Consider the following 21,682-nt stretch of genomic DNA (forward strand, 5'->3'; position numbering starts at 1 on the left):
CTTGGTTAGCGGCCGATGCCTTCATAGAGTTCGGAGAGTTCTATTGTGACCTCAAGGCCCTGCAGTTCGACCGTCCCCTCCATGCCGGAAATCTCTGTCGGACCCGTCCACTGATCCCGATCGCGCGACCACAACCATACTCTGGCCTCTTCCTGAGAAAGAACGAGATATTCGCGAAGCGAGGGCAAACCTCTGTAATCTTCCTGCTTCTCGACCAGATCACGCGCCAGCGAAGATGGCGAAAGAACTTCCGCGATGAATAACGGTTCCTTGGCCGCCAGATTTCGCGGTTGTCCAGAGGGCCGGACAACAAGCAGATCAGGATATCGGACGCCGTCCGGCGTTCTCGCGCCAAAATCCGACGCACCGACGATGAAATCTTTCAAACCAATCTGGCGGGCTATGATCAGTTGGAGCCGGGAAACGATCCACCAATGGCTTTCAGAAACGCCGACCATCATCTCGACAACCCTCCCCTGCACGAACTCGCGCTTGCCCTCGCGCCCTTCGTTCCAGCGCAGGAACTCGTCCGCCGTGGTTGGATGTCTCGACTGGATGTTCATGGTTTCAATCTATCAAATCCGCTCCAGCGCCGCCAGAAAATCGATCAGCAGCCGGCCGACGACCGGTGGAACCTCCGCCTCGGCGTCGAATGCCGGATCGTAGGCGGTCAGCGTCACGCCGACGACCGGAATGGACCGCGCTACGCCGCAGGCCATTTGCCGGAGTTGGTCGGGGTTCGGGCCTCCGGGTGCCATGTAACGGTTGACCCGCAGCGTGCGCGGATCGTGGACGTCGAGATCGAGATGCAGATGGGTGCGGGCCACGCCCGCCGCCTTGAGCTTCGCCACCTCGCCCGGCGCATCGCGAACCGCGGCCCGCACGATCGGTAAACTCTCCAGCAGGCGTTTTTCGTCGGGATCGAGGTCGCGCGCGTCGACCAGCATGCAGCGCGACGGATCGATGGCGCGAAAGCCCGCTATGCTTGCGGCCATCGGCTTCCAGCACAGGCCGAGCATGGTGCCGAGCGCCATACCGTCGAGGAACCCGTGGATCGAGGTCTCCGGCGTGTTGAGGTCGCCGTGCTGGTCGACCCAGACGACCGAATCCGCCGCCTCGCCCGCCACCGCGCCAAGCGCCGACAGGCAATTGCCGGCCAGCACGATCGGAAACCTTCCCTCGGAAACGCTGGCGTCGACCTTAGCGGCGACCGCCCTGCACACCGCGAACCCGGTTGCAATTTCGCGGCGCGGTGTTTCGCCGACTTCGCCGACATCGTCGACGACGACGTCGTGACCGTTGAACGTCAGCGCCTCGACGATCCCGCCTGATATCAGCGCTTCCGGACCTTGGCCGAAACCGCCATGGTATTGACCGCTGTCATAGGGCGCGAGGATGATCGATAGCTTCATCGCGGTCTCCGAAATCGTCGTGACGAACTAGGCTGCCCGCAGCAGCGACAGGGCTTCGGCCGGATCGATGCGCCCATCATACAGCGCGCGGCCGGAAATGGCGCCTTCGAGTTTATGCGCGTCGGGCATGGTCATGCGCCTGATGTCGGCCAGCGAGGCCAGCCCGCCCGACGCGATCACCGGGATCGAGACCGCCTCGGCAAGTGCGATGGTCGCGTCCCAGTTGATGCCGGCCAGCACGCCGTCGCGGTCGATGTCGGTGTAGATGATCGCCGCGACACCAACACCCTCGAATTTTTTCGCCAGCTCGATCACGCCGAGCGTCGAGGCCTCCGCCCAGCCCTCGACCGCAACCTTGCCGCCCTTGGCGTCTATGCCGACGGCGATCTTTCCGGGATGCAGCCGGCAGACTTCCTCGACCAGTCCGGGATCGCGCACCGCGACCGTGCCGAGGATGACGCGGGCGAGGCCTTTTGCCAGCCACGCGTCGATGTGGGCGTGCGTGCGGATGCCGCCGCCGAGCTGCACCGGGTTTTTGGTCGCCTTCAGGATCGCCTCGACCGCCGCGCCGTTGCGGCTTTCGCCGGCAAAGGCGCCGTCAAGGTCGACGACGTGCAGCCATTCGAAACCCTGGTCTTCGAAGGCTTTGGCCTGAGCCGCAGGATCGGGATTGTAGACGGTGGCCTGGTTCATGTCGCCCAGCTTCAGGCGCACGCATTGGCCGTCCTTCAGGTCGATCGCAGGGAAAAGGATCATTTTATCAAGCGCCTTCGACGATGGCGAAATGCGAGGCCGAAAAGGCGCGGCGCAGTTTCAGCGCCGCCTGGTATTCGGGCGAGTGGTAGCATGCCAGCGCCGTTTCGTAGGACTCGAACTCGATGACGACGTGCCGGTTGGCGCCAAAACCTTCCGGGCTCGACGCCTGCCCGCCCCGCACCAGGAATTTCGCGCCATATTTGTCGAACGCCGCCTTATTGGCAGCGATGTATTGCGGATAGTTCTCCTCGTCGAGAACCGAAACCATGGCCATCCAATAGCCCTTCTTCATGGCTTCCACCTCAAAAAATTGGCGATGAGGGCCAGGCCGAGCGCCTGGCTCTTCTCCGGATGAAACTGCGTGCCGGCAAGATTGTCGCGGCCGACGGCGGCGGTCACCGGCCCGCCATAGTCGGTTACGGCCACAACCTCATCTTCATGCAGAGATTCAAGATGGTAGGAATGCACGAAATAGGCGTGCAGGCCGTCGTCGCCGGTGCGGATTCCGGTAAACAGCGGATGCGAATGTTTCACGTGAATCGTGTTCCAGCCGATCTGCGGGATCTTCAGCGCGGGGTCTCGCGGCGCGATCTCCTTCACGTCGCCGGCGATCCAGCCGAAACCGCGCGTCACCGTCTTCTCCAGTCCGCGCTCGGACATAAGCTGCATGCCGACGCAGATGCCGAGGAACGGCTTTGCCCTGGCGATGGCCGCCTCCTCGACCGCCTCCCACATGCCGTCGACCGCACGCAGGCCGGCGGCGCAGTCGGCATAGGCGCCGACGCCCGGCAGCACGATGCGGTCGGCGCCGCGCACCCGCTCGGCATCGGCTGTCAGGTCGATCTCGGCGGCGATGCCGGCCTCGCGCGCGGCGCGCTGGAAAGCCTTGGTCGCCGAGCGCAGATTGCCCGAGCCGTAATCGATGATAGCGACCCTCATCAGCTTCGCCCCGGATAGCTGAACAGGCCGAGCGCCGGACCTTTCGACGGTCTTGCCGCCTGCGGCCGCGCGGCCGGCGCGATCACCGGCGCCGCATCGTCCGCATCGGCATCGCCGAACACTTCGACCGCATAGCGCGCCTCGGCATCGGCCAGCGAGTCGGCCTCCAGCACGCCCCATTCCCGCCAGCCGCGCCGGCGCAATGCCGCCAGCCGCAGCGCCGAACCCTCCAGGCCGACAAAGACCGAGAGCAGCAGCGACACGAGCGAGCCGGCAAGGCCCAGCCCCAGCAGTTCGGTCGCCACCGCGATACCGAACATGGCGGCAAAGGTGACGACCGCCTCGATCAGCAGGCCATGCCAGAGCAGCCAGAACGGCGGAAAAATAAACCCGAACAACGAAAAGCCGTCGCGCACGATCCGCGCCTGCGCGGCCGCGTCGCCAGCAAGCGCGTCGGCCGGCTCCATCACGACAAAACGCGCCATCTCTACCCTTTCAGGCTGCCTTTGGTGGAGGGCACCGCGTCCGGCTGGCGCGGGTCGCGCTCCAGTGCGGCGCGCAGCACCCGCGCCACCGATTTGAAGCAGGTCTCGGCGATATGATGGTTGTTGGCGCCGTGGAGGTTGGTCACATGCAGCGTGATGCCCGCGTTCTGGGCGAAGGCATGAAAGAATTCACGCACCAGTTCGGTATCGAAGGTGCCGATCTTCGGCGACGAGAACGGCACATTCCAGACCAGATACGGCCGGCCGGATACATCGACGGCGGCGCGCGTAAGAGTCTCGTCCATGGCGAGGTCGAGCGAGGCATACCGCGTGATGCCGCGCCGCTCGCCCAGCGCCTTCGACAGGGCCTGGCCGAGCGCGATGCCGGTATCCTCGACCGTGTGATGGTCGTCGATATGCAGGTCGCCTTCGGCGCGCACCTTCATGTCGATCAGCGAATGGCGGCAGAGCTGGTCGAGCATATGGTCGAAGAAGCCGACGCCGGTGGCGATCTCGCCCTTGCCCGTCCCATCGACATCGACCGACACGGCGATGCGTGTCTCCTTGGTCGAACGGCTTACATCGGCGGTGCGGGCGGCCATGGAAAATCCCGTGTCTGGCGAAAACGCGAGCCTTGTAACAGCATGGTCCGGCGAATGAAAGTTGGCCTATCACAGGTTTGGCGAAGGGGGACGAGGCACTGTGTTTTTCTTGGAAACGCGCAGGTGCTTCCGACGCGCGCCTTTCGGAAAAGCGTTCCGTCTCCGGCACTTGCTCGGCAATGGCGCGCTCGCGAAAAAAGTCGGCCGCATGTTTTTTGCCTGGCTTCATCCCCGCCGGCCCATTCCGCCTCATAATCCCCGCGATCGCTCTCGCGGGAAACCTGGTGCGCACCGGGTATCAGGGGAGAGCGACGGCGCCGGGATGGCCGCGTAACGGTGCGCGGCCTGGCGAGAGCCTTTACGCCCGGGCCCCAGATCGCGACGACGCGCCCTCGATCGAGTGGGCGGTATCAGCGGTCGGGCAAGCACGCCGGCGGGGCGCGGGGTTCGCGCCACGTACAAAAACTTTGAGAGGCTCGGCCCTGCGCCCCGCTTCCCACATTCCGGTCAATGGCCAGACTGCAAAAGCAGGGCGTGGCGACGATGAAGTGCGCTCCGAATCGAGAGGAATAGCCATGAGCGACGATAGCCATGATGAGCATGAAGGACGCAAGCGCCTGATCCTGACCTGGGAGGTGCTGCCGCCTTCTGTCCGCGACGCGATGGCGGACGCGCTGCGCCTCGCCGCCACCGCGGGCGGCGCCCCCGCCCGCTGCCGGCGAAAGGAGTGCAGGCATACGCACCGATGCAGCTTCAAGCTGGACAAGCGCGGCGACGGCATCTGCCTTGGCGGCATCGACGACGCGATGGTTCGCGAGGCCGCCCTCATGATCAAATACGCGAGCGACTTCTGGGCGAAGCGCGGGCCGTCCTGGGGAGCGATCCTCGAAGCCGAGAAAAAGCTTCGCGATGCCAGGTTCTGACGCTCCACGCAGGGGACAGTTTTACCCGGGCCACTCGGAAACCCGAAAACCGTTCGCGCGTGGCCGATGCTCGAAGGGTAGCCGCAGGGGACAGTTTACCTTCTTTCGGCAGAAAGGCCGCGGCAGTCCAGAGGTCGCGCGGGCCGAAAAAAGTAAACTGTCCCCGGCACTTGTGCCTGTTCGGCCGCATATCTCCCAGGCCGTTTTCGGGTTTCCGAGTGGACCGGGTATTACTTTTATCCCCCGAAGGGTTCGGCCTTGGACGGGCTGGCGCGAGGGGATAAAAGTAGACTGTCCCCGCGGCACCGCCGGCAATTTGCATTCCGCCCCGTCCCACATACATATGGCGCTTCATACCCTCGTATCGCACGGATCGCCGCTGACGGGACCGCGCGGAATCGGAGCAAAAGATGTCGAATGAACTGACCATGCACGCCACCACGATCGTGACGGTGCGCAAGGGGGGAAAAGTCGTGATCGCCGGCGACGGCCAGGTGAGCCTCGGCCAGACGATCATGAAGGGCAATGCAAGAAAAGTCCGCCGCATCGGCAAGGGCGGCAGCGTCATCGCCGGTTTCGCGGGCGCCACGGCCGACGCCTTCACGCTGCTGGAGCGGCTGGAAGCGAAACTCGAACAATATCCCGACCAGTTGACGCGCGCCTGCGTCGAGCTCGCCAAGGATTGGCGTACCGACCGCTATCTGCGCCGCCTCGAGGCGATGATGCTGGTGGCCGACAAGAACGTCTCGCTGGCGCTCACCGGTACCGGCGATGTGCTGGAACCGGAGCATGGCGTGATGGCGATCGGCTCGGGCGGCAACTATGCGCTGGCCGCCGCGCGCGCCCTGATGGACACCGACAAGGACGCGGAAGAGATCGCCCGCAAGGCGATGCAGATCGCTTCCGAAATCTGCGTCTACACCAACGGCAATTTTGTCGTCGAAACGCTCGATGCCGCGTGAGGCCCGCTACGGTTTTCGCGCGCTGACGCCGCGCGACCTCAAGCTCGTCGCCTCATGGCTCGGGCAGCCCCACCTTCGCGAATGGTGGGGCGATCCCGCCGAGGCGCTGGCCGAGATCGAGCAGGCGATCGACGACTTGGCGACCGAAGCGCTGATCGTCGAACTCGACGGCAAGCCGATCGGCTATCTGCAGAGCTACGACCCGCATCTGGAAGACGACCATCCCTATGCGGACCAGCCTTTCGGCACGCTCGGGCTGGACCTCAGCATCGGCGTGCCGGAACTGGTCGGCGTCGGCCACGGCTCGGCGCTTCTCTCCCAATTCATCGACGACTTGTTCGACGAAGGCACGCCGCGCGTGGTCATCGATCCGCACCCGAGCAATGCCCGCGCCATCCGCGCCTATGAGAAGGCCGGTTTCGCGCCGGTCGGCGAACGCGACACGATCTACGGGCAAGTGCTTTTGATGGCCCGCGACAATGAGGAGATGGAGCGATGACGGCCGCCGCGACTGCGCCCGATCCGCAGGTGGCTGCGCACAGGAAGGTTTTTCTGGCCGGCCTGCTGATCGCGGCGGCGCTGATCGCCGCGCAAGGCGTCACGCTCTACCTGATGGGACAGCCGCTCATCTGCAAATGCGGGACGGTGAAACTTTGGCACGGCGTCGTGCAGAGCAGCGAGAACAGCCAGCACATTTCGGACTGGTACACCTTCTCGCACATCATCCACGGTTTCCTGTTCTACGGCCTGTTCTGGCTGGTCATGCCGCGCGTCAATGTCGGGTTGCGGCTGGTCGGCGCCGTGATCGTCGAGGCCGGCTGGGAGCTCCTCGAAAACTCCGACTTCATCATCAACCGCTACCGCGAAGCCACCATCTCGCTCGACTATTTCGGCGACAGCGTCATCAATTCCGTGTCCGACACGCTGTGGATGGTGCTGGGTTTTGCGTTGGCCGCCCGGCTTCCTATATGGGTGACGATAGCACTGGCCGTCCTGTTCGAACTGGTCGTCGGCTACATCATCCGAGACAACCTTACCCTCAACATCATCATGCTGCTGTACCCGGTGGAAGGGATCAAGCAGTGGCAAAGTGGAATGTAACAAGTACCATGACCACCTTCTCCCCCCGCGAAATCGTCTCCGAACTCGACCGCTACATCATCGGCCAGAAGGACGCCAAGCGCGCCGTGGCAATCGCGCTGCGCAACCGCTGGCGGCGCCAGCAGCTTGAAGGCCAGATGCGCGAAGAGGTCATGCCGAAGAACATTCTGATGATCGGCCCGACCGGCGTCGGCAAGACCGAGATTTCCCGCCGTCTCGCCAAGCTCGCCGGCGCGCCCTTCATCAAGGTCGAGGCGACCAAATTCACCGAGGTCGGTTATGTCGGCCGCGACGTCGAGCAGATCGTGCGCGATCTGGTCGAGGCGGCGATCGGTCTGACGCGCGACAAGATGCGCGAGGACGTGAAGGCGCGCGCCCACATCAACGCCGAGGAGCGCGTGCTGGAAGCCCTTGTCGGCAAGACGGCTTCCCCGGCCACCCGCGACAGTTTCCGCAAAAAGCTGCGCGACGGCGAGATGGACGACAAGGAGATCGAGATCGAGGTGGCCGACACCGGCAGCGGCGGCATGCCCAGCTTCGAGATCCCCGGCATGCCCGGCGCCAATATCGGCGTGATGAACATCAACGACATGCTGTCCAAGGCAATGGGCGGCAAACGCACCAAGACGCGCAAGACCACGGTCAAGGAATCCTACGACCTGCTCATCAACGACGAGTCCGACAAACTTCTCGACCAGGATGAGGTCGTGCGGCGCGCACTGGAATCGGCGGAGAATGACGGCATCGTCTTCATCGACGAGATCGACAAGGTTGCGGCGCGGCAGGACGGCATTTCGGGCGGTCCGTCGCGCGAAGGCGTGCAGCGCGACCTGCTGCCGCTGGTCGAGGGCACGACGGTGGCGACCAAATACGGGCCGCTGAAGACAGATCATATCCTCTTCATCGCCTCGGGCGCCTTCCACGTGTCGAAGCCATCCGACCTGTTGCCCGAACTGCAAGGCCGTCTGCCGATCCGCGTCGAATTGCGCGCGCTGGAAAAGGAGGATTTTCGCCGCATCCTCACCGAGACGGAGGCCAGCCTCATCAAGCAGTACATCGCGCTGATGAAGACCGAGGGCGTCGACCTGGACTTCACCGACGATGCGATCGACCAACTGGCCGGCATCGCGGTGGACTTGAATGCCAGCGTCGAGAACATCGGCGCCCGCCGGCTGCAGACGGTTATGGAGCGGGTTCTGGACGAGATATCGTACACGGCACCCGACCAGAACGGCACAAAGGTGACGATCGACGCAGCTTACGTGCAGAAACATGTCGGCGATCTGTCGAAAAACACAGATTTGTCGCGGTTTATTCTGTAAGCAGCTAAAACCTCGGGCGGGAAGCTGGTCAATGAAAGCAAGGGCATTCTTAGCTGCGGCCTTGACGGCGATGATGGCAGTCGCCGTCCTTGCTCCGGGCCATGCCTCCGCCCAGACCGTCGTCCCGCCCGGCAACAGCATGGCCGAGCAGCCTGCCATCCCGGGTGCATCGACCAAGCGCACCAAGTCGAGCGGCACGACCTTCGAGCGCAAATACCGAAAAGTCTACGGCCTGCTGAAGAACAACGCGAAGCTGCGTTCCAAGATCAAGCAGCAGGCGGCCGCCTACGGCATCGACCCGATGCACATCGTCGGAGCCATCGTCGGCGAGCACACCTACAATGTCGACGCCTACGACCGGCTCCAGACCTACTACGTCAAGGCCGCGTCCTATCTCACCAGCAAACTGCACTTCGCCTATGACGGCGAGGAGGTCACCGACTTCGTCCAGCGCCCGCAATTCCAGGGCTGTGCGGACAAGACCGACAGTTATGGCCTTTGGACCTGCCGCGAGCGCGTCTGGAACAAGGAGTTCCGCGGCAAGACGGTCGGCGGCCAGTCCTTTCCGAACAATCGCTTCAGCGCGGTGTTCTTCCAGCCCTTCTATGCCGGCCAGACCTTTGGCATCGGCCAGCTCAATCCGCTCACCGCCCTGCAGATGAGCGACCTCGTCAGCCGCGTGTCCGGCTTCCCGCAGCTCGAAGCGTCAGACCCGAACAAGGTCTATGAGACGATCATGGACCCGGATCTGACGCTCGCCTATGTCGCGGCAACGCTGAAAATGTCGATCGACAGCTATCGCAAGATCGCAGGCTTCGACATTTCGCAAAATCCCGGCATCACCGCGACGCTCTACAATGTCGGCGATCCGGAAGGCCGGGCCTATGCGCTGCGTGCCGAAAACAAGGCTCGCGCGGCCGAAGGCAAGGAACCGCGCATGCCCGAGGTCAATTATTACGGTTGGCTGGTCAACGACAAGCTGCCGGAACTGCGGGCGCTGTTCTGATCACCGGCGCCACGGGAAAATCGCGCGCAGCGCCGCGTCGCGCAGCCACAGGCCGCCCCACATGAAGAGGCCGAGATAGATCGAAAACAGAATGTGACTGAACAGCGGGCTGCCGGCGCGGATCTGCGTCGCCATCGCCCCGCCGAGCAGGCCCATGGTGAGCACCGCGCCGAACACGCTGGTGCGTGGGTAGAGATAAAGAAGCACGCAGGCCAGTTCGATCACGCCGATCATGGTCACATAACCCGCCGGCCAGCCGAGCTGCGCCATGGTTTCCTCGGCCACCGCAGCTTCGGCGTCACCGACGCGCCCAGCATGAAAAGCGCATAGAGGCCGGTCAGCACCCAGCCGGTCATGGTCATCGCGCGTTCGCTCATCTCAAATCCCTCGAATTGCCAGAATACGGCGAGGACGAACGACCATGGCCTATTCCGACACGGACGGACCGGCAGAGCGGATGATTTCGATGAGCGAATCGATCGTCGACCGGTCGAGGCTTCCAATCCTGTCGGCGAGAAGGTTCGCGAGCCGCGTGGCTTCCGGACTGAGACCGGCGGTGTCGACCACGATGCGCGGATGCGATTCCCAGGCAAGCTTTTCCAGATCCTCGGCATCGTCCCAGATAACGTTGAAGTAGCCGATGATCTTTTGCACCATCGGCCAGCCCGGCGCACCACGGCGGCCATGCTCCAGCGCCGACAGGTAGGCGGCGCTGACGCCCAGCGCCGCGGCCATGTCCTTCTGGCTGATCCCGCGCTCGGCCCGCAGCGCGCGCATTTTTTCTCCGAACGGCGTCATCGCGGGCTCTTGCGGCGCAGCCGCACATACAGCGCGCCGCCACCGCCGTGATGGCGCGCGGCTGGATCGTGGCTGCTCACCATCAGGCGGAACGGCGCGGTCGCCAGCCAGCCCGGCACGGCCCGCCGCAGCACACCGTCACCGCCGGAGGACGAGCCTTTTCCGGTGATCACAAGTACGTAGCGCACACCATTGGAATGCGCCCGGCCGAGGAACGAGAGAAGCAGCCCATAGGCCTCCTCCTGCGTCAGGCCATGCAGGTCGACACGGCCTTCGATCGGCAGTCGACCGGCAGCCAACTTGTCGTGAGTCTGGCGGTCGAGCGGATTTTGCGCCAGCGGGTTGCGGCGCGGCGCGATGGTCGGGATGGCCGGCCTCGGCGGCTCGGACGTGGCCTGGACCAGCGCCTCGGCCATCGAAACCGGGGCTAACTCCGGAGCGGCCACAGGCTTGCGGCCCTTCAACGGCGTGGCGCTGCGCGCCACGAGGTTCCAAAGAACACGATCCTCGTCGCTCAGCGTCTTTTCGGCACGGCGGCTCATGGCCGGCGGCCTTCGACGAGCGCACGCGGCAGCAACGCGAAAAAATCCGCGTCGTTGCGCACCACACCGGCAATCTCGCCTGCGGCATCGCCCGACCCGGCAAACAGGTCGCCCCGCGCCGGGCCGACGATCGCCGAACCCGTGTCCTGCGCGATCATCAGGCGCCGGAACGGTTTTCCGTCGAAAGCCGTCAGGCTGGGCGCATGAATGAAAAACGGCGTGCCAAAAGTGTGCAGGAGGCGGTCGACCGCCATCGAGCGGTCCGGCGTCAGCGGCACCTTCGCCGCTGCCACCGGCCCCAGCGCCGGATCGTCGACCTCGGCCTCGCGGAAGAAAATATAGGAGCGGTTCTGCCACAGGATCTCGTCGATGCGGTTCGGATGAGCGGCAAACCATGCGCGGATCGACTGCATCGTCACCTGCGCCAGCGGGATTTCGCCGAGGTCGGCCAGGATGCGGCCAGGTCCCGAGAAACGCTGGCCGCTCTTGGCCGCATAAGTGACGCGCCTGGTGCTGCCGTCCGGCATGTCAAGTCGCGCTGCGCCCTGCACATGGATGAAGAAGGCATCGACCTTGCTTGCCAGCCAGGCGAACTCTAGCCCCCTCCCCGCCAGAGCGCCGCGCTCGATCTCGTCCCGGTCGAAATACTCGACGATGCCGTCCTTGGAGTTGCGGCCGAACGCCAGATACGGGTCGAGCCCCAGAGGCCGGTTCGAATCGTCGATGTCGACGAGGTCCTCGGGGCGGTGGAGCAGCGGGACAGTGAAATCGGCCGTACGAACGGGGGACGCCTCGACTTCCGGCTCATAAAAGCCGGTAACCAGGCCTTTCTCCGCACCCTCCGGCCGCACCAAAGCCGGAACGAAATGCCGTTCGAAGAAGAAGCGTGCTTCCACAGGCTCCAGCGTGTCGATCGCCCGGGCCTCGGCATAGGCAGGCCCGAAGGCGGCAAAATCGACACCCAGGCTGCCATTCCGATAAGGTTTGGTCAGGACATGGAATGCGGAGCGGCGGAATGCCGCGAAGGCCAGACTTTGGTCGTCTTCGGTCCAGCCCGGCAGATCAGCGAAATCGACGGGGACAAAGGCGGGGGAAAGCGGCGGCATGGCGGCGCGCCCTCGAGCGAAAACTCACTCTTCCTCTTCGGTGGCGACCAGCTTCCAGTTGGGATCCTTGGAGCGGGTGTCGCGGGCAAAGGTCCAGACGTCCTTGACCTCGGCCACGGTTTCGGGATCTCCGTCGATCACCTCACCCGCCTTGTTGCGGGTCGCAGAGATCAGCTCGCTGACGATGCGCAGCGTGATATGCGCCTCGCTGCCCTTCATTTCGGCCGACACGATCTCCGCCTTGTCGATGCCGACGAACGAAGACTGAATCTTTTCGGCCCGGGTCTCGCGCTCGCCGATCGCGGCGACAAATCCGTCGAAAACCTCGCGAGACAGCAGATTCTTCAGCGTCTTGCGGTCGCCATCGGCATAGGCCATGACGATCATCTCGTAGGCCATCTTGGCGCCATCGACGAAGGTCTTGGGCTCAAAGGATGGGTCGGCATCGCGAATGGCGCGAAGTCCCTTGTTGAGGTCGCTCGGCGGCGGCGCGGCGGCGTCGATCGCCGCATAGGTCTCGTCTGGCTCCCCGGGTGCGCGCTTTTTCGGCAGCGAAACCACATTGTCGGTCTTGGCCGGATCCTTTTCACGGGTACGGCCGGCGGTATAGGGATCAAATGGCGGGCGTTCATTGCCCGTGCGCCGGCCGAGCACATTGCGCAACTGGAAGAAGATCACGACCGCCGCGACCAAGAAAAATATCGTCCCGAAGTCGAAGAATTCCATTTCTTCCGCCAACCGTTCCTCTGAAGCGGCTCCCGGTCCCTCGCCGGGCACAGCAGCATGGGTTGCAAGCAATCCATATAGACCGCAGTGTGCGATCATTCAAATCAAACGCCTGCATACCTATGTATGAAGTGATGCGCCAGCAGCAATCTGTTGGCGCGACAAAGGTAACCTGGACCGCTCGTGTATCGCTTGATCCCGCTTCTGATCCTTTTCGTGCTGCCGCTGGCCGAAATCGCCGGCTTCGTCATCGTCGGGCGCGAGATCGGCGCCTTGGCCACGATCGGCCTGGTCCTTGCCAGCGCCGTCGTCGGTGCTGTCCTGCTGAAATGGCAGGGGTTCGGCGTGCTTACCCGGCTGCGCAGCGACGTTGCCGCTGGGCGCGACCCCAGCCGGCAGATGGCGCATGGCGTGATGATCGTGATCGCCGGCATCCTTTTGATGCTCCCCGGCTTCATCACCGATATCGTCGGACTGCTGCTGTTCCTGCCGCCGGTTCGTGACCTCGGCTGGCGATTGGTCCGCGACCGGGTGCGGATCGTTGGCGATTTCGGCATGTTCCGCGGCGGCTTTGAGGCGGGCCGCGGCCCGAAGCGCGGTCCGATCATCGATCTCGATGAAGACGACTACAAGCCGACGCCCAATGCGGACTCGCCCTGGCGCCGTATCGACGGAGAAAAATAGGCAAACTTGTGTTGCCTTGCCCGCCATGCTAGCGAAGCCGCGATTTTGACCGGGCCGCAGCGCGGCTGAAGCGAAAGGACTACGGCCGATGGCCATCAACGAGAACGCGCCGGCGGGGACGGCGACCAACGGAAACGCCCAGACCACCAAAGCCACGCTCAATGTGCTTGCCCAGTATGTGAAGGATCTTTCCTTCGAGAGCCCCGGCGCTCCGAATTCGCTGCGCGGCCGCGAAAAGGCCCCCGGCATCAACATCAACGTCAATGTTGCCGCCAATCCGCTCTCCGACAAGGAATTCGACGTCAACCTGACGCTGAACGCCAAGGCTTCCTTCGAGAAGGACGTGCTGTTCAATGTCGAACTGGTATATGGCGGCGTCTTCCGCATCGAGGGTTTTCCGCAGGAGCACATGCTGCCGCTTCTGTTCATCGAATGCCCGCGCCTGCTGTTCCCGTTCGCGCGGCAGATCATCGCCGAGGCGACCCGCAATGGCGGCTTCCCGCCGCTGATGCTCGATCCGATCGATTTCGCGCAGATGTTCCAGCAGAAGCTGGCCGAGGATCAGGCCGCTTCCAAGGTCAAGGTCAGCTAAGCGCTTCCGCCTGCTGCAAAGCACCGGCGGTTTCCAACCAGATCGCTTTTTCGCCCAACTGAGCCACGAGGCGCGCATGCGCCTCGCGTTCGGTCGCAGTCAGTCTTGCGGCCAACGGGCGCGGCCGTTCCCGTTGCTGTGGCTCCGCGAATTCGACCGACACTTCGACGGTCGTGACCTCGACAGTTTCCAGGACCAACGCTGCCTGCTTGCCGCCGATGAGTTCGATATAGACCTCGGCGAGCAGCTCGGAGTCGAGCAGCGCGCCGTGCTTGGTGCGGCGGCTGTTGTCGATGCCGTAGCGCCGGCAGAGCGCGTCGAGCGAGTTCGGCCCCATCGGATGTTTGCGCCGCGCCAGCGCCAGGGTGTCGGTCACCCGCTCCGGACCGATCGGCGGCAAGCCGAGCCGCGCGAACTCCGCATTGATGAAACCCATGTCGAAGCCCGCATTGTGGGCGACGAGACGCGCGCCCTCTATGAAGGCGCGGAACTGCTCGGCGATTTGCGGAAAGGTCGGCTTGTCGGCAAGCTCGGCATCGCTGATGCCGTGCACCGCGAGCGCATCAGGGTGAACCGGCCGACCCTGAGCGTTGATGTAAACGTGAAACGTTCGGCCTGTCGGGAATCGGTTGTCAAGTTCGACCCCGCCGATCTCGATCACGCGGTCCTCGCGGGAATCGAGGCCGGTGGTTTCGGTGTCGAAGATGATTTCGCGCATGGGACAGGTCTTTCGAGAGGGCCGGTGCGATTCTCCGGCATGAGCGTGCTGCAGGCAAGCGCCGGGCTGTTCAGCCCAAGGGTTTCCCACCGAGTTCGGCGACGATCTCCGAGACGGCGCGGCGCGCGCTCTCCATGCCGAGCCCGGTATCGATGACATAGTCGGCCCGCCGCCGTTTTTCGGCGTCTGGAATCTGCTTTGCCAAGATGGCTTCGAACTTCTCCGCGGTCATTCCAGCCCGGGCAAGCACGCGCTGCCGCTGGATTTGCGGATCGGCGGTAACGACCACGACTTTGTCCACACGGTCGCGGCCGCCGGTCTCGAACAGCAGAGGGATATCGAGGATCACCAGAGGCGCGTCGGCAGCGCGATGACGCACCAGAAAGGCCCTTGCATCATCGCGCACCAGCGGATGGACGATGGCTTCGAGCCTTTTCAACGCCTCGGGTTTGCCCAGCACGTGTTTCGAGAGTTCGGCGCGGTCTATCGTTCCATCCTTGAGCGTCCCAGGAAACGCCTCTTCCACAAGTGGAGCGGCCTTGCCGGCATAAAGTCGGTGCACCGCTTCATCGGAATCGTGAACCGGCACGCCGGCCTCGCGGAACATGTTGGCCGTGGTCGACTTGCCCATGCCGATCGACCCGGTAAGGCCGAGGATAATCACGCTGCCTTAGCCACGAGGTCGCCGGCGATCAGGTCGCGCAGCGACGACGTCACCTGCGGCCGGATGCCGAACCATTTTTCGAAACCGGGCACGGCCTGATGGAGCAGCATGCCAAGGCCATCGACAGCCTTCAGCCCACGCTTGCGGGCGGCCGCAAGCAGCGGCGTTTCCAGCGGCACATAGACGATGTCCGTCACCAGTGCATGGTCGTGCAGCCGATCAAGATCTACCGGAAGTTCCGCCTCCCCATGCATACCGAGCGACGTCGTATTGACCAGCAACATCGCGTCGCCAAGGAGGGTGTTGGCTGCGTCAAGTTCATGTGCCGAGAAGATCGGACCAAATTCCAGCGCTAGGGCCTGCGCGCGTACAAGAGTCCGGTTGACGATACGGATGTCGGAGAAACCGCGCTGCTTCAGGGCACAAAGCACCGCTCTGGCCGCCCCTCCGGCGCCCAGGACCACCGCCGCGCCGGGCGATGTGGACCAGCCGGGTGCCAGATCATCGAGGTTTGCCGCAAAACCATAAGCGTCCGTGTTGGAACCACAGAGCCTGGCGTCTTCCACCCACAGAGTATTGACCGCGCCGATCTCCTCCGCGGCCGCATCACGGCAATCGACGGCTCGGAACGCGGCCTCCTTATGCGGGATGGTGACGTTTCCGCCGGTGTACCCGCCTTTTCTAAGCGATGCGGCGAAATCCGCGAACTCGTCAGGCGCGACGTCGACCGCCTCATAGCTGCCTGCGAGACCATAGTGCTTCAGCCAATAGCCATGGATTTTTGGCGACCGCGAATGCGCAATCGGATGCCCGCAGACAAACGCCTTTCGTGCTGCCTCAGCCATCAATGGCGCCCAGGTCGCGAAGCGCCGCCAGGACCGGAAGAAGAGGCAAGCCCACGATGGTGAAATAATCGCCTTCGATTCTGTCGAACAGTTGAATGCCTTCACCCTCGATCTGGTAGGCGCCGACGCTCTGCAGGGCTTTTTGGCCGACGCGCGCCAGATGGCGGCCGATGAAGGCGGGCTCAAGCGTCCGCATGGTCAGCCTCGCCACGGAGACGGTGCGCCACATGACTTCGCCGTCACGAATCAATACGGCAGCACTGTTCAGATGATGGGTCTTTCCGGAGAGCGCCAGCAGATGCCGGCGGGCGTCCTCCATATCCCTGGGTTTGTGAAACAAGCGATCGCCGAGGGACAGCGTCTGATCACATCCCAGGACGAGCGCGCCCGGATGACGTTCGCTGACTTCCGTAGCCTTGGCCACGGCCAGAATTTCCGCCACCTCTTCCGGCGTGGTACCCGAATCGGCCAACGGCGCCTCAACGGCGCGTTCGTCAATTTCAGCGGCAACGGCAGTGAAATCGAGACCCGCATTAACCAGCATGGTTTTGCGAAACGGGCTCGAGGAGGCGAGGATAAGGGGCTTGGTCATGGGGGATCGCGCCATTGTTGTCGGCCCTCGCCTATCGCGTCTTGCCGCGCAGGGCAACGATGGCCGCCGCGGTCTCCTCGATCGAGCGCCGGCTGACGTCGATCATCGGCCAGTTGTGGCGTGTGCAGATCTGGCGGGCGTAAGCCAGTTCTTCGGAAATGGTGGCGCGGTCGATGTAGGACTGCACGTCGAAGCCACCGGCGACGCCGAGCATCCGGTTCTGCCGGACCTGGGATACGCGTTCGGCGCTGGCCACCAGCCCGACGATCAACGGCCGGGTTGCCTGAGTCAGGGCCTCGGGTATCGGCACGCCGAGAACGATCGGAATGTTGGCGGTCTTGATGCCGCGATTTGCGAGATAGATGCTGGTCGGCGTCTTCGACGTCCGCGATATGCCGATCAGCACCACGTCTGCGCTATCGGCATCGTCCGGCAATTGCCCGTCATCGTGCTCCATGGTGAAATTCAGCGCATCGATGCGCCGGAAATAATCCGCATCGAGCACATGCTGGGCGCCAACGCGTCGGCCGGCCGGCGTTCCGAGATAGGACTGGAAAACGGCCAACACCGGTTCCAACACGGAAACGCAAGGCAGGCCCATCTCGGCGCAGCGCGCATCGATCAATCCCGCGAGTTGCTGATCGACAATCGTATAAAGCACGATGCCAGGTTCTTCATCGATATCCTCGAATACCTTGCTGAGCTGCTTTTCGGTGCGGATGAGCGGGTAGATGTGCTCGATGGCGCGGGCATCCTTGTACTGCGCCGAGGCGGCCCGGCCTGCTGCCAGCAGCGTTTCGCCGGTGGCATCCGAGATCAGATGGAGATGAAAGAAGCTCTGCGGTTTATTCACGTATCTCGCCCCGGCCTGTGGGCGGATGTGGAAAACCACGACGTTTTCCCACCACCCATGTCCGCGACTGTATCAGATGGCGTCTTGTCCACAATTCGCAGCGCTGTTGGAACGGCTGGCAGGTTCTGCAGAATTCTGGGGAAAAGTCCAACGGCTGCACATCCCGTTGCAAGCGGTCAAAGTGCGCCTTGTTCTTAGTATTTGAAAATAAAAGCTAAATTCGGCTTGTCCCCGCTGTTCTCCTTTGCGGCGCCGGGTTTGTACGATAAGGAACCACGTCGCATTGGCGACGGAGGGAAGGACAAGTCGGAATCATCGATTCCAACAGAGTCATAGAATCAGAAGATTCATTTATAAAAGTTTAAGATAGGAGGAGACCTGTGGGTGAAGGTCCGAGCCGTCGCGAAGGACGCAAATAGGCTTAGGAAGATCGAACTGGTTGAGGAGCGAGAGGCCAATGTCTGATACGCAAGGCGTAGGATCGAGTGGTGGCAAGGTGGCCAAACGGGCGGCTATCGGCCTGGCTGTGTTCGCCCTGGCCGCGATCCTGCTCTTCCTGCTCGATCCCGAAAACCTCTACCTCTGGATCAAGGCCGGGCATATCATCGCCGTCATCTCGTGGATGGCGGGCATGCTCTACCTGCCCCGGCTCTTCGTCTACCACAGCAGCGCCGAACCCGGTTCCGTGCAGTCCGAAACGTTCAAGGTCATGGAACGGCGGCTTTACCGACTGATCATCAATCCGGCGATGATCGCCACCTGGGTGTTCGGGTTGTGGCTCGCCTGGAAAGGCTTTTCATTCCAGGGCGGCTGGCTGCACGCCAAGATCGCCGCCGTGCTGGCGCTGTCGGCTGTCCATGGCTATCTCGGCGGCGCTGTGCGACGCTTCGCAGAGGATCGCAACGAAAAGCCGGCGCGGCATTGGCGGATCGTGAACGAGATCCCCACCGTCCTGATGATTATTATCGTCGTCCTCGTCGTCGTGAAGCCTTTCTGACCTTTGATCGATAAAGGCTCCTTGCTCTTTGCCTGCGTTGGCGATAAAAGCAGGGTCTTCCTCTCCGCCACGCACCAGCCAATTTTTGTTCGCAGTCGGTCGCGCAGGCACGCTCATCGCATCCGCCGATAGCTTTCCCACCTCCCAAGGCATCTTCATGCAGGAAATGAAATTACAGGACTTTAAGAACAAGAAGCCGATCGACCTGATCGCCTTTGCCGAATCGCTCGATGTCGAGAACGCCAGTGTCATGCGCAAGCAGGAGCTGATGTTCGCGATCCTGAAGAAGCTGGCGGCCCAGGACGTCGAGATCATCGGCGACGGTGTGGTGGAAGTGCTCCAGGACGGGTTCGGCTTCCTGCGCTCGGCCAATGCCAACTACCTGCCCGGTCCCGACGACATCTATATCTCGCCGTCGCAGATCAGGCGTTTTTCGCTGAAGACCGGCGACACCGTCGAAGGGCCGATCCGCAGCCCCAAGGAGGGCGAGCGCTATTTCGCGCTGCTCAAGGTCAATTCCATCAATTTCGACGACCCCGAGAAAATCCGGCACAAGATCCATTTCGATAATCTTACGCCGCTCTATCCGACGTCGCGCCTGAAGATGGAAGTGGAACATCCGACCACCAAGGACATCTCGCCGCGCGTAATCGATCTGGTTGCACCGATAGGCAAGGGCCAGCGCGCCCTAATCGTCGCGCAGCCGCGCACCGGCAAGACGGTGCTGTTGCAGAACATCGCACATTCGATCACCACCAACCATCCGGAATGTTACCTGATCGTCCTCCTGATCGACGAACGGCCGGAAGAGGTTACCGACATGCAGCGCTCGGTGAAGGGTGAGGTCGTCTCCTCGACCTTCGACGAACCGGCGGCGCGGCATGTCCAGGTGGCGGAGATGGTCATCGAGAAGGCCAAGCGCCTGGTCGAGCATGGCCGCGATGTGGTCATCCTGCTTGATTCGATCACGCGCCTCGGCCGCGCCTATAACACGGTGGTGCCGTCATCCGGGAAGGTGCTGACCGGCGGTGTCGACGCCAACGCCCTGCAGCGCCCCAAGCGCTTCTTCGGCGCCGCCCGCAACATCGAGGAAGGCGGGTCGCTGACCATCATCGCGACAGCCCTCATCGATACCGGCAGCCGCATGGACGAAGTGATCTTCGAAGAGTTCAAGGGCACAGGCAATTCGGAAATCGTGCTCGACCGCAAGGTGGCGGACAAGCGCATCTTCCCGGCCATGGATATTCTCAAGTCCGGCACGCGCAAGGAAGATCTCCTGGTGCCGCGCCAGGATCTCCAGAAGGTCTTCGTGTTGCGCCGCATCCTCGCACCGATGGGAACGACCGACGCGATCGAATTCCTCATCGACAAGCTGAAGCAGACGAAGACGAACTCCGATTTCTTCGATTCTATGAATACTTGATTTGCGCTAAAGTCAGCGACGCTTGGTGGCCCGGGAGGCGAGCAGGCCTCCCAGATTGGAAGGCCTTGAAGGCGGGCACGGGCTCGGCCCCCCAAGGTCATTCGTGAAAGGCCGAATTCATTTCACCTCCGTAATGACTTAGGCCTTCAAATTGGCCTTGACCTACTTCGACATTTCGATTCGGAACCGAAATGATGTCCTAAGCCGTTAACCGTGACCGCCGGGATATTTTCTTACAGGTATGACCGATGCATGGTGCGCCAACGGCACGGGATACGATCGTCGCCCTTTCCAGCGGACAACTGCCATCGGGGATTGCAGTTGTTCGCCTTAGTGGACCTATGGTCCAGGCTGCTGTTGTTTTGTTGGCCGGTTCAGTCCCAGCACCGCGGATCGCTCGCTTTGGGACATTGCGACTGCCCGACGGGTCTCCGCTTGATACGGGCCTGGTTCTCTTCTTTCCGGCGCCGCACAGCTTTACGGGCGAGGACTCTGCGGAGTTTCACGTTCACGGCGGGCGCGCGGTGGTTGATGCGTTGTTGCGGTCCATTTGTGGATTGAAAGGATGCCGCTTGGCTCAGGCCGGCGAATTCTCCCGGCGAGCATTCGAGAGTGGCAAAATGGATCTGCTGTCAGCGGAGGCCACGGCCGATCTGGTGACTGCCGAGACAGAGGCGCAGCGCCGCTTCGCGGCCCAAAATGGTAACGGCGGACACGCCGCGCTCTATGCGGACTGGCGAATGCAGTTGATCCAGGCGCGTGCGCTGATCGAAGCTGAATTGGATTTTTCGGACGAGTCCGACATTCCCGGTTCGGTTTCAGATATGGTCTGGGAAGACGTCGCGGCGCTTCGTGATGGCATTGAGGCGCATATCGCAGGCTATGGCAAGGCCGAGGTTCTCAGAGACGGTTTTGATGTTGTTCTTCTCGGAGCGCCGAACGCTGGGAAATCGAGTCTCCTGAATACCCTGGCGCGGCGCGACGTGGCTATAGTTACGCCCGAACCCGGTACGACGCGTGACCTGATCGAAATCGTGTTGGACATCGATGGGCTTAAAGTTCGCGTGACCGATACGGCGGGGATTCGCGAAACAGACGGACTAGTGGAACGCCTTGGGATAGAGCGAGCTTTCGCGCGTGCGCAGGCTGCCGGTCTGGTTCTGATTCTGGAGGACATGACCAAGCCACTTCCCGTCAAAGCCGACGAACTCAAGCAGAGGGTTTTGAAGGTCGGAACTAAGTTGGATCTCTTGGCCAATTGCCGCGAAGCTTTGGGCTATGACTTTGCTATTTCATGTGTTTCCGGACAGGGCCTGCAGGACCTAATCGACTGTATCGCTGCTAGGGCGCAAACGGATATCCCCCGGTTGGGTGAACTCGTTCCATGGCGGTTGCGTCATGTAGAACTTTTGAGGCTAGGTGCCGGACATCTGAGCGCGGCGCTGAAGAATGGGAACATCGGTCTTGAACTGCGTTCTGAGGAACTAAGGCTTGCAGCCAACGCACTAGGCCGCATTAGTGGCGCGGTAGACGTTGAAGACCTGTTGGACGTAATTTTCGGGCAGTTTTGCATCGGCAAATGATTCACGTGAAACATTCCGGCGCAGTTTCACGTGAAACGACGGTAGATGCTT

29 protein-coding genes are annotated in these 21,682 nt (G+C 62.5%); 11 read left to right on the forward strand and 18 right to left on the reverse strand.

From position 1 onward, the window contains the following. Positions 1–5: 5 nt before the first annotated feature. Genes ABMA59_RS09095 through hisB form a run of 7 tightly spaced genes read right to left on the reverse strand, consistent with a single transcriptional unit; the run spans position 6 to position 4,194 of the window. On the reverse strand, positions 6–563 hold the full coding sequence (locus ABMA59_RS09095; protein WP_349005019.1) for a Uma2 family endonuclease: 558 nt from the start codon (positions 561–563) through the stop codon (positions 6–8). A 12-nt stretch (positions 564–575) separates the two neighbouring features. Then, a complete protein-coding gene (locus ABMA59_RS09100; RefSeq protein ID WP_349005020.1) occupies positions 576–1,412 on the reverse strand; it encodes an arginase family protein in 837 nt (278 codons plus the stop codon). A 27-nt stretch (positions 1,413–1,439) separates the two neighbouring features. Further along, a complete protein-coding gene (gene hisA, locus ABMA59_RS09105) occupies positions 1,440–2,168 on the reverse strand; it encodes a 1-(5-phosphoribosyl)-5-[(5-phosphoribosylamino)methylideneamino]imidazole-4-carboxamide isomerase (protein ID WP_349005021.1) in 729 nt (242 codons plus the stop codon). Between the two features lie 4 nt (positions 2,169–2,172). Further along, positions 2,173–2,460 (reverse strand): DUF1330 domain-containing protein, encoded by a 288-nt coding sequence (locus ABMA59_RS09110; protein WP_349005022.1) that lies wholly within the window; start codon positions 2,458–2,460, stop codon positions 2,173–2,175. Beyond that, positions 2,457–3,107, reverse strand: a complete 651-nt coding sequence (gene hisH, locus ABMA59_RS09115) for an imidazole glycerol phosphate synthase subunit HisH (RefSeq protein ID WP_349005023.1) — start codon at positions 3,105–3,107, stop codon at positions 2,457–2,459. Before hisH ends, ABMA59_RS09110 begins: the two co-directional genes overlap by 4 nt. Then, on the reverse strand, positions 3,107–3,592 hold the full coding sequence (locus tag ABMA59_RS09120) for a DUF2628 domain-containing protein (RefSeq protein WP_349005024.1): 486 nt from the start codon (positions 3,590–3,592) through the stop codon (positions 3,107–3,109). Before ABMA59_RS09120 ends, hisH begins: the two co-directional genes overlap by 1 nt. A 2-nt stretch (positions 3,593–3,594) precedes the next feature. After that, positions 3,595–4,194: an imidazoleglycerol-phosphate dehydratase HisB gene (hisB, locus tag ABMA59_RS09125; protein WP_349005025.1), complete on the reverse strand. Its 600-nt coding sequence runs from the start codon at positions 4,192–4,194 to the stop codon at positions 3,595–3,597. 575 nt (positions 4,195–4,769) lie between these two features. On the opposite strand from hisB, the gene ABMA59_RS09130 reads away from it, so the two are divergent. The 6 genes from ABMA59_RS09130 to ABMA59_RS09155 all read left to right on the forward strand — a co-directional run bounded on the left by ABMA59_RS09130 (position 4,770) and on the right by ABMA59_RS09155 (position 9,508). Next, the gene (locus ABMA59_RS09130; protein ID WP_349005026.1) at positions 4,770–5,117 is read left to right on the forward strand and encodes a hypothetical protein; all 348 of its coding nucleotides are present in this window, start codon (positions 4,770–4,772) and stop codon (positions 5,115–5,117) included. Positions 5,118–5,527: 410 nt separating this feature from the next. Continuing rightward, complete coding sequence (gene hslV / locus ABMA59_RS09135; RefSeq protein WP_349005027.1) at positions 5,528–6,079, forward strand: ATP-dependent protease subunit HslV; 552 nt, start codon at positions 5,528–5,530, stop codon at positions 6,077–6,079. Further along, positions 6,069–6,578 carry a GNAT family N-acetyltransferase gene (locus ABMA59_RS09140; protein WP_349005028.1) on the forward strand — a complete coding sequence of 170 codons (510 nt, stop codon included), beginning with the start codon at positions 6,069–6,071 and terminating at the stop codon, positions 6,576–6,578. The genes hslV and ABMA59_RS09140 overlap by 11 nt, the downstream gene beginning before the upstream one ends. Continuing rightward, positions 6,575–7,180 carry a DUF2585 domain-containing protein gene (locus tag ABMA59_RS09145; protein ID WP_349005029.1) on the forward strand — a complete coding sequence of 202 codons (606 nt, stop codon included), beginning with the start codon at positions 6,575–6,577 and terminating at the stop codon, positions 7,178–7,180. Before ABMA59_RS09140 ends, ABMA59_RS09145 begins: the two co-directional genes overlap by 4 nt. 8 nt (positions 7,181–7,188) lie before the next feature. Continuing rightward, the gene (gene hslU / locus ABMA59_RS09150) at positions 7,189–8,502 is read left to right on the forward strand and encodes an ATP-dependent protease ATPase subunit HslU (protein ID WP_349005030.1); all 1,314 of its coding nucleotides are present in this window, start codon (positions 7,189–7,191) and stop codon (positions 8,500–8,502) included. Between the two features lie 70 nt (positions 8,503–8,572). Then, on the forward strand, positions 8,573–9,508 hold the full coding sequence (locus tag ABMA59_RS09155; RefSeq protein WP_349005220.1) for a DUF1402 family protein: 936 nt from the start codon (positions 8,573–8,575) through the stop codon (positions 9,506–9,508). Here the strand turns inward: ABMA59_RS09155 and ABMA59_RS09160 are convergent, their stop codons facing one another. From ABMA59_RS09160 to ABMA59_RS09180, 6 genes are read right to left on the reverse strand one after another with little or no spacing between them, the layout of a single operon-like run. Next, positions 9,509–9,778: a DoxX family protein gene (locus ABMA59_RS09160; RefSeq protein WP_425475879.1), complete on the reverse strand. Its 270-nt coding sequence runs from the start codon at positions 9,776–9,778 to the stop codon at positions 9,509–9,511. It lies immediately after the preceding gene. After that, on the reverse strand, positions 9,745–9,885 hold the full coding sequence (locus tag ABMA59_RS37145; RefSeq protein ID WP_425475880.1) for a hypothetical protein: 141 nt from the start codon (positions 9,883–9,885) through the stop codon (positions 9,745–9,747). The genes ABMA59_RS09160 and ABMA59_RS37145 overlap by 34 nt, the downstream gene beginning before the upstream one ends. A gap of 49 nt (positions 9,886–9,934) precedes the next feature. Continuing rightward, entirely contained in the window at positions 9,935–10,306 is a 372-nt protein-coding gene (locus ABMA59_RS09165; RefSeq protein ID WP_349005031.1) for a helix-turn-helix domain-containing protein, read from the reverse strand. Next, a complete protein-coding gene (locus ABMA59_RS09170) occupies positions 10,303–10,848 on the reverse strand; it encodes a Smr/MutS family protein (protein ID WP_349005032.1) in 546 nt (181 codons plus the stop codon). The genes ABMA59_RS09165 and ABMA59_RS09170 overlap by 4 nt, the downstream gene beginning before the upstream one ends. Further along, positions 10,845–11,954 (reverse strand): murein transglycosylase A, encoded by a 1,110-nt coding sequence (mltA, locus tag ABMA59_RS09175; RefSeq protein ID WP_349005033.1) that lies wholly within the window; start codon positions 11,952–11,954, stop codon positions 10,845–10,847. The genes ABMA59_RS09170 and mltA overlap by 4 nt, the downstream gene beginning before the upstream one ends. A 24-nt stretch (positions 11,955–11,978) precedes the next feature. Beyond that, positions 11,979–12,680, reverse strand: coding sequence for a Tim44/TimA family putative adaptor protein (locus tag ABMA59_RS09180; protein ID WP_349005034.1), 702 nt, complete (start codon positions 12,678–12,680; stop codon positions 11,979–11,981). A gap of 183 nt (positions 12,681–12,863) precedes the next feature. On the opposite strand from ABMA59_RS09180, the gene ABMA59_RS09185 reads away from it, so the two are divergent. Together ABMA59_RS09185 and secB are read left to right on the forward strand one after the other, a co-directional pair. Then, positions 12,864–13,364 carry an FxsA family protein gene (locus tag ABMA59_RS09185; protein ID WP_349005035.1) on the forward strand — a complete coding sequence of 167 codons (501 nt, stop codon included), beginning with the start codon at positions 12,864–12,866 and terminating at the stop codon, positions 13,362–13,364. An 88-nt stretch (positions 13,365–13,452) separates the two neighbouring features. Then, complete coding sequence (gene secB, locus ABMA59_RS09190) at positions 13,453–13,956, forward strand: protein-export chaperone SecB (RefSeq protein WP_349005036.1); 504 nt, start codon at positions 13,453–13,455, stop codon at positions 13,954–13,956. Here the strand turns inward: secB and dnaQ are convergent. The 5 genes from dnaQ to ABMA59_RS09215 all read right to left on the reverse strand — a co-directional run bounded on the left by dnaQ (position 13,949) and on the right by ABMA59_RS09215 (position 17,628). Then, positions 13,949–14,674 (reverse strand): DNA polymerase III subunit epsilon, encoded by a 726-nt coding sequence (gene dnaQ / locus ABMA59_RS09195; protein ID WP_349005037.1) that lies wholly within the window; start codon positions 14,672–14,674, stop codon positions 13,949–13,951. The two genes, secB and dnaQ, sit on opposite strands and share 8 nt — an antisense overlap. 70 nt (positions 14,675–14,744) lie before the next feature. Further along, the gene (coaE, locus tag ABMA59_RS09200) at positions 14,745–15,338 is read right to left on the reverse strand and encodes a dephospho-CoA kinase (RefSeq protein WP_349005038.1); all 594 of its coding nucleotides are present in this window, start codon (positions 15,336–15,338) and stop codon (positions 14,745–14,747) included. Next, positions 15,335–16,183 (reverse strand): shikimate dehydrogenase, encoded by an 849-nt coding sequence (locus tag ABMA59_RS09205; RefSeq protein ID WP_349005039.1) that lies wholly within the window; start codon positions 16,181–16,183, stop codon positions 15,335–15,337. Before ABMA59_RS09205 ends, coaE begins: the two co-directional genes overlap by 4 nt. Next, positions 16,176–16,775, reverse strand: a complete 600-nt coding sequence (locus tag ABMA59_RS09210; RefSeq protein ID WP_349005040.1) for a Maf-like protein — start codon at positions 16,773–16,775, stop codon at positions 16,176–16,178. The genes ABMA59_RS09205 and ABMA59_RS09210 overlap by 8 nt, the downstream gene beginning before the upstream one ends. 31 nt (positions 16,776–16,806) lie before the next feature. Continuing rightward, positions 16,807–17,628 carry a pyruvate, water dikinase regulatory protein gene (locus ABMA59_RS09215; protein WP_349005041.1) on the reverse strand — a complete coding sequence of 274 codons (822 nt, stop codon included), beginning with the start codon at positions 17,626–17,628 and terminating at the stop codon, positions 16,807–16,809. Positions 17,629–18,085: 457 nt separating this feature from the next. Between ABMA59_RS09215 and hemJ the strand changes: the two genes are divergently transcribed. The 3 genes from hemJ to mnmE all read left to right on the forward strand — a co-directional run bounded on the left by hemJ (position 18,086) and on the right by mnmE (position 21,631). Continuing rightward, positions 18,086–18,625, forward strand: coding sequence for a protoporphyrinogen oxidase HemJ (gene hemJ / locus ABMA59_RS09220; protein ID WP_349005042.1), 540 nt, complete (start codon positions 18,086–18,088; stop codon positions 18,623–18,625). Between the two features lie 157 nt (positions 18,626–18,782). Continuing rightward, positions 18,783–20,048 carry a transcription termination factor Rho gene (gene rho / locus ABMA59_RS09225; protein WP_349005043.1) on the forward strand — a complete coding sequence of 422 codons (1,266 nt, stop codon included), beginning with the start codon at positions 18,783–18,785 and terminating at the stop codon, positions 20,046–20,048. A gap of 248 nt (positions 20,049–20,296) precedes the next feature. Further along, the gene (gene mnmE / locus ABMA59_RS09230) at positions 20,297–21,631 is read left to right on the forward strand and encodes a tRNA uridine-5-carboxymethylaminomethyl(34) synthesis GTPase MnmE (RefSeq protein WP_349005044.1); all 1,335 of its coding nucleotides are present in this window, start codon (positions 20,297–20,299) and stop codon (positions 21,629–21,631) included. The last annotated feature ends 51 nt before the right edge of the window (positions 21,632–21,682 follow it).

Source organism: Mesorhizobium yinganensis (assembly GCF_040081985.1).
In the GTDB taxonomy this organism is placed as follows: Bacteria; Pseudomonadota; Alphaproteobacteria; order Rhizobiales; family Rhizobiaceae; genus Kumtagia; species Kumtagia yinganensis.